Source organism: Streptomyces sp. NPDC058240, assembly GCF_042882135.1.
Taxonomy (GTDB): domain Bacteria; phylum Actinomycetota; class Actinomycetes; order Streptomycetales; family Streptomycetaceae; genus Streptomyces.
Genome location: NZ_JBHVWT010000052.1, coordinates 5,863 through 16,372, shown reverse-complemented (window position 1 = coordinate 16,372; position 10,510 = coordinate 5,863). Strand labels below are relative to the sequence as shown.

The following is a 10,510-nucleotide window of genomic DNA, read 5'->3' as shown; positions in this document are numbered from 1 at the left end:
GGAGAAGAAAAAGGAGGTGGGTGTGCTGAGGCGTGGGTTCGGTCTGGAACCCTCCTCCGTCCGCTCCACGGCCCGCGGCCGGTTCTTTTTTTCGATTTTCAAACAGGAACCGCCCCCGGGTCTTTCTCCGTGCCCGTTCCACCTTTATAGTCAGAGTGACCATTAAGGAGGCGGGTGTGAGTCTCGCGGATTTCCTCGATCCACTGCAACAACCCCTGGTGACGGTGCTCGACACCCCGGTCAGCTGGACCGAGGTGCTCGGCTTCGGCAGCGGGGCGCTGTGCGTATGGCTCGTGGCCCGCCAGCACCTCGCCAACTGGCCGATCGGCATCGCCAACAACCTCTTCTTCATCCTGCTGTTCACCCAGTCCGGTCTGTACGCCGACGCCGGCCTCCAGATCGTCTTCATCGCCCTTGCCGCGTACGGCTGGTGGACCTGGACCCACGGGGGTGGACCGGGCTCACCGGACCTGCCGGTGCGGCGCACCACGCGCACCGAATGGACCTGGCTGCTCGCGGCGGGGGTGGCGGGGACCGTCGCCCTCACCGTCCTGCTCGACCACGCCACCGACTCGACCGTGCCCTTCTGGGACGCCCTGACGACCGCGCTGTCCCTGACGGCGACGTACGGACAGTGCCGCAAGCTCGTCGAGTCCTGGTGGCTCTGGATCGCCGCCGATGTGGTGTACATCCCGCTGTACGCGTACAAGGAGCTCTATCTGACCTCACTGCTGTACGTCGGTTTCCTGACGCTCTGCCTGCTCGGCCTGCGCAACTGGAAGCGTGATCTCGCCGGGCAGCGGCGGCAGTTGGCGGAGGCGGCGGCATGAAGCGCTTCGGGCACGGGCTGGTCCTCGGCAAGTTCTACCCGCCGCACGCCGGCCACCACCATCTCGTCCGCACCGCGCGGGACCGCTGCGAGCGGCTGACCGTCCTGGTCTGCGCCGCCTCCGTCGAGTCCGTACCACTCGCCGACCGGGTGGCCTGGATGCGGGAGGCGCACCCGGACGTACGGGTCGTCGGCGCCGTCGACGACATCCGCATGGACCTCCACGACCCGGTGATCTGGGACGCGCACATGGCCGTCTTCACCGGGGCCGTGCCGGAACCGGTGGACGCCGTCTTCACCTCGGAGTCGTACGGCGACGAACTCGCCCGCCGGTTCCGCGCCGAATCCGTCTGCGTCGACCCCGACCGCACGGTCTTCCCGGTCTCCGGCACCGCCGTCCGCAAGGACCCGGTCGGCTGCTGGGACTTCCTGGAGCCGCCCGTACGGGCCGCCCTCGCCCGCCGGGTCGTCGTCCTCGGCGCGGAGTCCACCGGCACCACGACGATGGCCCGTGCCCTCACCGACCACTACCGCGGGCGCGGCGGCGTCTGGGCGCGGACCGGTTACGTCGCCGAGTACGGGCGGGAGTTCAGCGAACAGAAACTGGCCGCCCTGTGCGCCCGCCGGCCCGGCGCCCAGTGGGAGGACGTCGCCTTCACCACCGACGACTTCCCGCTGATCGCCGAGACGCAGAACGCCAAGGAGGAGGCGGCCGCGCGCACCGGGTCGCCGGTGCTCTTCTGCGACACCGACTCCTTCGCCACCACCGTCTGGCACGAGCGGTACATCGGCGGACGCAACCCGCTCGTCGAGGAGACCGCCGACCGGGTCGCCCACCACCTGTGGCTGCTCACCGACCACGAGGGCGTCGCCTTCGAGGACGACGGACTGCGCGACGGCGAAGAGCTGCGGCCCTGGATGACCGACCGCTTCCGGGCCGAACTCACCCGTACCGGAAGGGAGTTCATCGAGCTCACCGGAACCCGCCAGGAACGCCTGGCCACCGCGGTCGCCGCCGTCGACACGCTGCTCGCCGGCAGCTGGAAATTCGCCGCGCCCCTGCCGGAGCACCGATGAGCACCGGCGCCCCCGAGGGCTACGACCCGTACGCCTTCGAACCCTTCGCCGTCACCGTCGACCTCGCCGTCTTCACGGTCCGCGACAGCCGGCTGCACGTCCTGCTCGTCGAACGGGGCGAGGACCCGTACAAGGGGCACTGGGCGCTGCCCGGCGGCTTCGTCCTGCCCCGCGAGTCCGCCGGGGCCGCCGCCCGCAGGGAGCTCGCCGAGGAGACCGGGCTGACGGAGGGCACCGTCGGCGCCCTTCACCTGGAACAGCTGCGCACCTACAGCGATCCGGACCGCGACCCCAGGATGCGGGTCGTCTCGGTCGCGTACGCCGCGCTCGTACCCGACCTGCCCGAGCCGCGCGGCGGCGGCGACGCGGCCGGCGCCCAGTGGTGGGACGCCGGAGCGCTCGGCCCGCTCGCCTTCGACCACGACCGCATCCTCGCCGACGCGCACGACCGGATCGGCGCCAAGCTCGAGTACAGCTGTCTGGCCACCGCCTTCTGCCCGCCCGAATTCACCCTGGGAGAACTCCAGCAGGTGTACGAGACGGTCTGGGGCGTCGAGCTGGACCGGCCCAACTTCCGGCGCAAGGTCCTCACCACGCCCGGCTTCGTCCAGGCCGTGGAGGGATCGCCGCGCCGCACCGGCGGACGGGGGAAACCGGCCGCGCTCTACCGGGCGGGTGCCGCTACCGCCCTGCACCCTCCATTGCTGAGACCGGAAGGAAGAAGCACGTGATCGTGACCAGGACCATCACCAAGCAGGCCGCCACCGGCGCGCTGACCGGGCTCGCGCTCGGCGACGCACTGGGCTTCCCGACCGAGTTCAACAACGTGCCGTCGATCCTCGCCAAGTGCGGGCCGTGGCGCCTGATGCGGCTGCCGAAGCCGGCGATCGTGACCGACGACACCCAGATGACGCTGGCCCTGGGGCGGGGCATCCGTACCGCCATGGACCGCGGGCTGCTCACCCCGCTGCGGCTGGTCCGCCCGGTGCGCGAGGAGTTCGTCGACTGGTACCACTCGCCCGACAACAACCGCGCCCCCGGCCGCACCTGCATGACCGCCTGCCGCCTGCTCGACAGCGACCGGCTCTGGCAGGAGGCCAGCCAGACCGGCTCCAAGGGCTGCGGTGCCAACATGCGGGTCGCGCCGATCGGACTCGTACCCGGGCTGAGCGACGAACAGCGCTCCGGCGCCGCCCAGTTGCAGGCGGCCCTCACCCACGGGCACCCGACCGCGCTCGCCGCGTCCGACCTGACGGCCCGCGCGGTGTACCTGCTGGCGCAGGGGGCGGAGCCGATGGGCCTGATCGGGCAGTTGCGTTCGTACGCCTACGAGAACAGCGGCCGGTACCTCACGCGCTGGCTCGGCGACCTCTGGCGGTACGCGGGCGACTCCTCGCCCGAGCTGTACATCCAGCGCGGCTGGGACGAATGCCTCACCGCCCTGGCCCGCGTCCAGGACGCGCTGTACGACCCCTCCCCGGAGACCGACCCCTGCGAGCTGACCGGTGACGGGTGGATCGCCGAGGAGGCCCTGGCCACGGCCCTGCACTGCTTCCTCCTCTTTCCCGACGAGCCCGTCACCGCCCTCCGCCGCGCCGCCTGCACCCGGGGCGACTCCGACTCCCTCGGCTGCCTGACCGGCGCGTTCGCCGGGGCGCACCTGGGGGCCGGGGCCTGGCCCAAGGAGTGGTCGGAGCGGATCGAGTACCGCAGCGATCTGCTGTCGCTGGGGGCGCTCTGGGATTCTTGACCCATGCGCATGGACACCAAGCACCTCAGGGAGGCCGGGCTGCCGGTCACGGACCTCGGCCCGGTCGTCGCCGAGGAGCGTCACCCGCTGCTGTTCGCCACGGTCTCCGGGGCGCATCTGTACGGGTTCCCCTCCAAGGACTCGGATGTGGACCTTCGGGGGGTCCATCTCCTGCCCGCGGAGGACCTCGTGGGACTGCGCGAGCCCGAGGAGACGCGCTCGCGGATGTGGGACCGGGACGGGATCGAGATGGACCTCGTCACGCACGACCTGCGGAAGTTCGTCCGGCTGATGCTGAAGCCGAACGGCTATGTGCTGGAGCAGCTGCTCTCGCCGCTGGTCGTGCACACGAGCGGGACGCACACGGAACTGGTGGACCTGGCGCCGGGTGTGCTCACCCGCAACCACGCCCACCACTACCGGGGATTCGCCAACACCCAGTGGCGGCTCTTCGGGAGGACCGGTGAACTGAAGCCACTGCTGTACACGTTCCGGGCGCTGCTCACCGGGATCCACCTGATGCGCAGCGGCGAGGTGCGGGCGCATCTGCCGACCCTCCTCGGGGAGGTGGCGGCGCCCGCGTATCTGCCCGAGCTGATCGAGGCGAAGGCCGAGGCCGAGCGCGGGGGAGCGGGGGACATGGCCGGCGCGGCGGTGTCCCGGGACGTCGAGGCGCTGCACGGGGTGCTGGACCGGGCCCAGGCGGAATCGGGGCTTCCCGAGAGGGCCGGCGGGTTCGAGGAGCTGCACGACCTCGTGGTGCGGGCACGGTTGACGGGGCGGGCGTCCTAGAGGCCGCCCACGGCGTCCCCGCCGGGCCAGGACACGGACGCCCGGCGGGTGCGGATCAGGAAGTCCTCCACCCGGGCCCGGTCCGGCTCCGGCGGGAGCGGGGAGTTCTTCGCGGCCTCGTCGTCCTCCTCGGTGAGACGGTTCATGCGGCGTTCGACCTCCGCCCACGGCACCTCGCCCCGCTTCACCGCCAGCAGCTCCTCCCGGGCCGCGCCCACCTCGATCGTGAGCTCGCCCGTGCGCAGCAGGTCCCGGCCGGCGGTCAGCAGCCGCAGCAGATGCATGGCGTGCTTCCAGCGCGGCGCCCCGTGCTGCCGTACGTCCGCCTCCAGCTTCTTGCGCTGGCCCGAGGCGTAGCGGACGAAGGTCTGGTGGGCCAGCCGGGAGAGGAACGCGCCGCGCAGGGAGAGGAGTTCACGGCCCACGGCGTCGGCGTGTTCCACCAGCGGTGAGTGCAGGCATTCCAGCACATTGGGGTTGGCGCGCAGCGCCAGCTCGCAGAAGCGTTCCAGCTCCCACGAGAACTGCTCCTGTGCCGGGCCCTCGACATGCGGCGGCGGCTTCTCGAACCGCCAGAACAGCGGGGTCGGCGCGAGGAACACGCCGCGCCGGTCGGTGTCGCTCCCCTCCGTGGCGAGCCCGAAGGCGCGTGAGCCCATCACGCAGGAGTAGACCGTGTGGTCGCGTACGAGAGCCTCGGGATCAGGGGTGATCATGCCGGCGAGAGTACGTGAGCGAAAACGGGTTGCACCGGGGATATCGGGACGGCCCTCAGGCGCCCGCTCAAGTGGCAGAAGCCCGGGTTCTGATCGACATTGTCGATAAATCATCCCCTCTGGAAAGGCAGAACCATGGCAGGAAACGATCTCGGCAGCCTGCTGGGCGGCTTGCTGGGCGGCGGCGGCCAGAGCGGCGGCTCGGGCGGCGCGGGGAACATCCTCGGCGCGCTGCTGGGCGCGCTCGGCGGTGGCCAGGGCGGAACGGGCGGCGGTGGCAACGCGCTCGAAGGGCTGATCGGGATGCTCACCAGATCCGGCCTCGTCGACCAGGCGCAGTCCTGGGTCGGCACCGGTGCGAACCAGGCGGTCAGCGGCGCCCAGATCAGCGAGGCGCTGCCGGACGAGACCCTGCAGAAGGTCGCCCGGGAAGCGGGGGTCAGCACCGAGCAGGCGGCCGACGAGATCGCCCGGTCGCTGCCGACAGCGGTCGACAAGCTGACTCCTTCGGGCGAGGTGCCGGAGGGCCGCTCGATCGAGGAACTGGTCCGGGAGCAGCAGCTCTGACGGCGAGAGCGGCCCGAGGGCCTGTCCGGCGCAGCGGGGCCGGGCAGGCCCTCGGGCCGTCGGCGCGTACCCGCCCCGTCTCACGGACAGAGCACCCCGGACCGCCGGCCGCGCCGCCCCTCTAGGCTGATCGGGCAGAGAGATCACGCAGGCGGACAGCAGGCGCGACACGTACGAGGAACCGAGGAGCACGACGTGGCGGTACGAGCGGTCCGCGGAGCCGTCCAGCTTGAGCAGGACGAGGCCGGGCACATGGGTGAGCGGGTCGGTGCCCTGCTCACCGCCGTCCTGGAGCGCAACAGCCTCGTCGCGGACGATCTGATCAGCATCTGGTTCACGGCCACCCCCGACCTGCACAGCGACTTCCCGGCCGCCGCCGCACGCGGGCTCGGTATCGTCGACGTACCGCTGATCTGCGCCCAGGAGCTGGACATCGAGGGGGCCATGCCCCGTGTGGTGCGCATACTCGCGCACGTCGAGACGTATCTTCCCAAGTCCGAGATCGCCCACGTGTACCTCGGTGCCACCGCCGCACTTCGCAAGGACATCGCCCAGTGAGAACCGCCGTCGTCATCGGAACGGGCCTCGTCGGCACTTCCGCAGCCCTCGCCCTCGCCGGGCGCGGCATCCATGTCCACCTCGTCGATCACGACCCCCAGTCGGCCCGCACCGCGGCCGCGCTGGGTGCCGGTACGGACGAGGCGCCCGACGGCCCCGTGGACCTGGCGATCATCGCCGTGCCGCCCGCCCACGTGGCCTCGGTGCTGGCCACCGCCCTGCGGGACGGCATCGCCCGCGGCTACCTCGACGTCGCCAGCGTGAAGGGCGGCCCGCGCCGCGAGCTGGAGGCCCTCGGCCTCGACCTCACGCCGTACATCGGCACGCATCCCATGGCCGGCAAGGAGCGGTCGGGCCCCCTCGCCGCCACCGCGGATCTGTTCGAGGGCAGGCCCTGGGTCCTGACTCCGACCCGTGACACCGACACCGAGGTCCTCAACCTCGCCCTGGAACTGGTCGCGCTCTGCCGCGCCGTCCCGGTCGTCATGGACGCCGACGCGCACGACCGGGCCGTCGCCCTGGTCTCCCACACCCCGCAGCTGATCTCGTCGATGGTCGCCGCCCGCCTGGAGGAGGCCGACGAGACCGCCGTACGCCTCTGCGGCCAGGGCATCAGGGACGTCACCCGGATCGCCGCCTCCGACCCCCGGATGTGGGTGGAGATCCTCTCCGCCAACCCCGGCCCGGTCGCCGACGTGCTGGCCGGGGTCGTCGCCGACCTGGACGAGACGGTACGGGCGCTGCGCGGCCTGCAGTCCGACGACGACGACCGGCGCCGCGAAGGCACCGAGGGCATCGAGGACGTCCTGCGCCGCGGCAACGCGGGCCGGGTCAGGGTGCCGGGCAAGCACGGGACCGCCCCCACCGCGTACGAGATGGTGTCCGTGCTCATCAGCGACCGGCCGGGCGAACTGGCAGGGATCTTCGCCGACGCCGGACGGGCCGGGGTCAACGTCGAGGACGTGCGCATCGAGCACGCCACCGGGCAGCAGGCCGGCCTGGTCCAGCTGATGGTCGAGCCGAGCGCGGCCCCCGCACTGAGCGCGGCGCTGCGCGAGCGGGGCTGGTCGATACGCCAGTAGCCCGGGGCGGCGGGGCCGGAAGGCCGTTGTCCACAGGGGTGCAGAGACCCGCTCCGACACTCGGTAACCTTGTGCGGGGCGGGTTCGCACGCGCCCCCGTCCCGCCCACCCCGTGTATTCAGGAAGGTGTCCACCACCGTGGAAACCCGTACGGCCCCGGCCGCAGTGATCGTCGCCATCGACGGGCCATCCGGCACCGGCAAGTCGAGCACGTCCAAGGCCGTCGCCGCGCAGCTCGGCCTGAGCTACCTGGACACCGGCGCCCAGTACCGGGCGATCACCTGGTGGATGCTGAACAACGGCATCGACGTGCAGGACGCGACGGAGGTGGCGACCGCGGCCGCCAAGCCGGTCATCGTCTCCGGCACGGACCCGGCCGCCCCGACGATCACCGTCGACGGTGAGGACGCCTCGGGCCCGATCCGCACCCAGGAGGTCACCTCCAAGGTCAGCGCCGTCAGTGCGGTCCCCGAGGTGCGCACCCGGATCACCGAGCTGCAGCGCAGCATCGCCGCCGCGGCCGAGCGGGGCATAGTGGTCGAGGGTCGGGACATCGGCACCACCGTGCTGCCCGACGCCGACCTGAAGATCTTCCTCACCGCTTCCCCGGAGGCACGCGCCGCCCGTCGCAGCGGAGAGGTCAAGGGCTCCGACCTCGCCGCCACCAAGGAGGCGCTGATCAAGCGGGACGCGGCCGACTCCGGCCGCAAGACCTCCCCGCTGGCCAAGGCGGACGACGCCGTCGAGGTGGACACCACCGAGCTGACCCTTCAGCAGGTCATCGAGTGTGTCGTCACCCTCGTCGAGGAGAAGCGGGCCACGAAGTGACCCAGGCCACGGGCTCGCCCTCGCCGCGCGGTGCGGCGGTCGGGCGCGGGATCGGCATCGGGCTGATGTACGGGCTGTGGAAGCCCCGCGTCCTCGGTGCGTGGCGGGTTCCCGCCTCCGGACCCGTCATACTCGCGGTGAACCACTCGCACAACATCGACGGTCCGATGCTGATGGGCACCGCGCCCCGGCCCGTCCACTTCCTGATCAAGAAAGAGGCGTTCGTCGGCCCGCTCGACCCGTTCCTGCGCGGAATCGGTCAGCTCAAGGTGGACCGTACGACCGTCGACCGCACCGCCATCACCCACGCCCTCGGCGTGCTGGAGAACGGCGGGGCGCTCGGGATCTTTCCCGAGGGCACCAGGGGCGAGGGCGACTTCGCCTCCCTGCGTGCCGGGCTCGCGTACTTCGCGGTACGCAGCGGGGCGCCGATCGTGCCCGTGGCCGTCCTGGGAAGCACCGAGCGCCGCGGACGGTTGATATCGGCACTGCCGCCGCTGCGCAGCCGGGTCGATGTCGTCTTCGGCGATGCCTTCGAGGCGGGCGACAGCAGCGGGCGGCGTACGCGCAAGGCGCTGGACGAAGCGACGGTACGGATCCAGGGGCGGCTGACCGCCCATCTGGACGAGGCCAGGCGTTTCACCGGGCGCTGGGTAAGACTTGAGTAGTGGGCCGCGTGTTCGTGGCCCATCGATGATGATGCAAAGAGGAACGGACTTCATGAACGACCAGATTCACTCCGACGGCTCGGACCATGAGCACGGAGCACTTGGCGACGCCGAGTACGCGGAGTTCATGGAGCTCGCCGCGGAGGAGGGCTTCGACCTCGAAGAGGTCGAGGGCGCGATCGACGAGGCCGGTCACGGACCGCTGCCCGTGCTCGCCGTCGTCGGCCGCCCCAACGTCGGCAAGTCGACGCTGGTGAACCGGATCATCGGCCGCCGTGAGGCGGTCGTCGAGGACAAGCCGGGCGTCACCCGCGACCGCGTCACCTATGAGGCCGAGTGGGCGGGCCGCCGCTTCAAGGTCGTCGACACCGGCGGCTGGGAGCAGGACGTGCTGGGCATCGACGCCTCCGTCGCCGCCCAGGCCGAGTACGCGATCGAGGCGTCCGACGCGGTCGTCTTCGTGGTCGACTCGACCGTCGGCGCGACCGACACCGACGAGGCCGTCGTCAAGCTGCTGCGCCGGGCCGGCAAGCCGGTCGTCCTGTGCGCCAACAAGGTCGACGGACAGAGCGGCGAGGCGGACGCCACCGCGCTGTGGTCGCTGGGTCTCGGCGAGCCGCACCCGGTCTCCTCGCTGCACGGCCGCGGCACCGGCGACCTGCTCGACGCCGTGCTCGAAGCGCTTCCCGAGGCCCCGGCGCAGCGCTTCGGCACCGCGATCGGCGGCCCGCGCCGGATCGCGCTCATCGGCCGTCCGAACGTCGGCAAGTCCTCGCTGCTGAACAAGGTGGCGAACGAGGACCGCGTCGTCGTCAACGAGCTCGCCGGCACCACCCGCGACCCGGTCGACGAGCTGATCGAGCTCGGCGGCATCACCTGGAAGTTCATCGACACGGCCGGCATCCGCCGTCGCGTCCACCTCCAGGAGGGCGCGGACTACTACGCCTCGCTGCGTACCGCCGCCGCCGTGGAGAAGGCCGAGGTCGCCGTCGTCCTGATCGACGCGGGCGAGTCCATCAGCGTCCAGGACCAGCGCATCATCACCATGGCCGTGGAGGCCGGGCGTGCCCTGGTGATCGCTTACAACAAGTGGGACACGCTCGACGAGGAGCGCCGTTACTACCTGGAGCGGGAGATCGAGACGGAGCTCGCGCAGATCGCGTGGGCCCCTCGGGTCAACGTCTCGGCCGTCACCGGCCGGCACATGGAGAAGCTCGTCCCGGCGATCGAGACCGCCCTCGCCAGCTGGGAGACCCGCATCCCCACCGGTCGGCTGAACGCCTTCCTCGGCGAGATCGTCGCCTCCCACCCGCACCCCGTCCGCGGTGGCAAGCAGCCCCGGATCCTCTTCGGCACCCAGGCCGGTACCAAGCCGCCGCGCTTCGTGCTGTTCGCCTCGGGCTTCCTGGAGCACGGCTATCGACGGTTCGTCGAGCGCCGGCTGCGTGAGGAGTTCGGCTTCGAGGGCACCCCGATCCACATCTCGGTGCGGGTCCGCGAGAAGCGCGGCCGCAACAAGTAGCGCGCAACGGCGTACGACAGAGCCCCGGACCGTCTCGCATCCGAGACAGTCCGGGGCTCTTTTTCAGGGTCCGGCCCCCCTCGAGCCCCGGGGTAGGGTCTCGGGCTTGGTGTTTCCTGAG

Annotated in this window: 12 protein-coding genes; 11 read left to right on the top strand and 1 reads right to left on the bottom strand. The window is 71.4% G+C overall.

Features of this window, described 5'->3' with window-relative positions; genetic code table 11:
* Window positions 1–176 precede the first annotated feature (176 nt).
* From pnuC to ACFVX4_RS36500, 5 genes are read left to right on the top strand one after another with little or no spacing between them, the layout of a single operon-like run.
* The gene (gene pnuC, locus ACFVX4_RS36520; RefSeq protein WP_389986193.1) at window positions 177–830 is read left to right on the top strand and encodes a nicotinamide riboside transporter PnuC; all 654 of its coding nucleotides are present in this window, start codon (window positions 177–179) and stop codon (window positions 828–830) included.
* Window positions 827–1,906 (top strand): AAA family ATPase, encoded by a 1,080-nt coding sequence (locus ACFVX4_RS36515; RefSeq protein ID WP_389986190.1) that lies wholly within the window; start codon window positions 827–829, stop codon window positions 1,904–1,906. The genes pnuC and ACFVX4_RS36515 overlap by 4 nt, the downstream gene beginning before the upstream one ends.
* Complete coding sequence (locus ACFVX4_RS36510; protein WP_266421288.1) at window positions 1,903–2,637, top strand: NUDIX domain-containing protein; 735 nt, start codon at window positions 1,903–1,905, stop codon at window positions 2,635–2,637. Before ACFVX4_RS36515 ends, ACFVX4_RS36510 begins: the two co-directional genes overlap by 4 nt.
* A complete protein-coding gene (locus ACFVX4_RS36505; RefSeq protein ID WP_389986187.1) occupies window positions 2,634–3,656 on the top strand; it encodes an ADP-ribosylglycohydrolase family protein in 1,023 nt (340 codons plus the stop codon). The genes ACFVX4_RS36510 and ACFVX4_RS36505 overlap by 4 nt, the downstream gene beginning before the upstream one ends.
* Window positions 3,657–3,659: 3 nt before the next feature.
* The gene (locus tag ACFVX4_RS36500; RefSeq protein ID WP_389986184.1) at window positions 3,660–4,448 is read left to right on the top strand and encodes a DNA polymerase beta superfamily protein; all 789 of its coding nucleotides are present in this window, start codon (window positions 3,660–3,662) and stop codon (window positions 4,446–4,448) included.
* Here ACFVX4_RS36500 and ACFVX4_RS36495 read toward each other — a convergent pair.
* Window positions 4,445–5,164: a DNA polymerase beta superfamily protein gene (locus tag ACFVX4_RS36495; RefSeq protein ID WP_389986180.1), complete on the bottom strand. Its 720-nt coding sequence runs from the start codon at window positions 5,162–5,164 to the stop codon at window positions 4,445–4,447. The genes ACFVX4_RS36500 and ACFVX4_RS36495 overlap by 4 nt on opposite strands.
* Before the next feature lie 135 nt (window positions 5,165–5,299).
* On the opposite strand from ACFVX4_RS36495, the gene ACFVX4_RS36490 reads away from it, so the two are divergent.
* From ACFVX4_RS36490 to der, 6 genes are all read left to right on the top strand, one after another.
* A complete protein-coding gene (locus ACFVX4_RS36490) occupies window positions 5,300–5,731 on the top strand; it encodes a YidB family protein (RefSeq protein ID WP_389986177.1) in 432 nt (143 codons plus the stop codon).
* A 195-nt stretch (window positions 5,732–5,926) separates the two neighbouring features.
* On the top strand, window positions 5,927–6,289 hold the full coding sequence (gene aroH, locus ACFVX4_RS36485) for a chorismate mutase (protein ID WP_266421302.1): 363 nt from the start codon (window positions 5,927–5,929) through the stop codon (window positions 6,287–6,289).
* Window positions 6,286–7,371: a prephenate dehydrogenase gene (locus ACFVX4_RS36480; RefSeq protein ID WP_389986174.1), complete on the top strand. Its 1,086-nt coding sequence runs from the start codon at window positions 6,286–6,288 to the stop codon at window positions 7,369–7,371. Before aroH ends, ACFVX4_RS36480 begins: the two co-directional genes overlap by 4 nt.
* Window positions 7,372–7,497: 126 nt before the next feature.
* Complete coding sequence (cmk, locus tag ACFVX4_RS36475; RefSeq protein ID WP_389986171.1) at window positions 7,498–8,199, top strand: (d)CMP kinase; 702 nt, start codon at window positions 7,498–7,500, stop codon at window positions 8,197–8,199.
* The gene (locus ACFVX4_RS36470; RefSeq protein ID WP_389986168.1) at window positions 8,196–8,867 is read left to right on the top strand and encodes a lysophospholipid acyltransferase family protein; all 672 of its coding nucleotides are present in this window, start codon (window positions 8,196–8,198) and stop codon (window positions 8,865–8,867) included. Before cmk ends, ACFVX4_RS36470 begins: the two co-directional genes overlap by 4 nt.
* A 52-nt stretch (window positions 8,868–8,919) precedes the next feature.
* Complete coding sequence (gene der, locus ACFVX4_RS36465) at window positions 8,920–10,389, top strand: ribosome biogenesis GTPase Der (RefSeq protein ID WP_389986165.1); 1,470 nt, start codon at window positions 8,920–8,922, stop codon at window positions 10,387–10,389.
* The last annotated feature ends 121 nt before the right edge of the window (window positions 10,390–10,510 follow it).

Coding starts and splice junctions, on each gene's coding strand:
- ACFVX4_RS36515 (WP_389986190.1), top strand. CDS start 827: ATGAAGCGCTTCGGGCACGGGCTGGTCCTCGGCAAGTTCTACCCGCCG.
- ACFVX4_RS36510 (WP_266421288.1), top strand. CDS start 1,903: ATGAGCACCGGCGCCCCCGAGGGCTACGACCCGTACGCCTTCGAACCC.
- ACFVX4_RS36500 (WP_389986184.1), top strand. CDS start 3,660: ATGCGCATGGACACCAAGCACCTCAGGGAGGCCGGGCTGCCGGTCACG.
- ACFVX4_RS36495 (WP_389986180.1), bottom strand. CDS start 5,164: ATGATCACCCCTGATCCCGAGGCTCTCGTACGCGACCACACGGTCTAC.
- ACFVX4_RS36490 (WP_389986177.1), top strand. CDS start 5,300: ATGGCAGGAAACGATCTCGGCAGCCTGCTGGGCGGCTTGCTGGGCGGC.
- der (WP_389986165.1), top strand. CDS start 8,920: ATGAACGACCAGATTCACTCCGACGGCTCGGACCATGAGCACGGAGCA.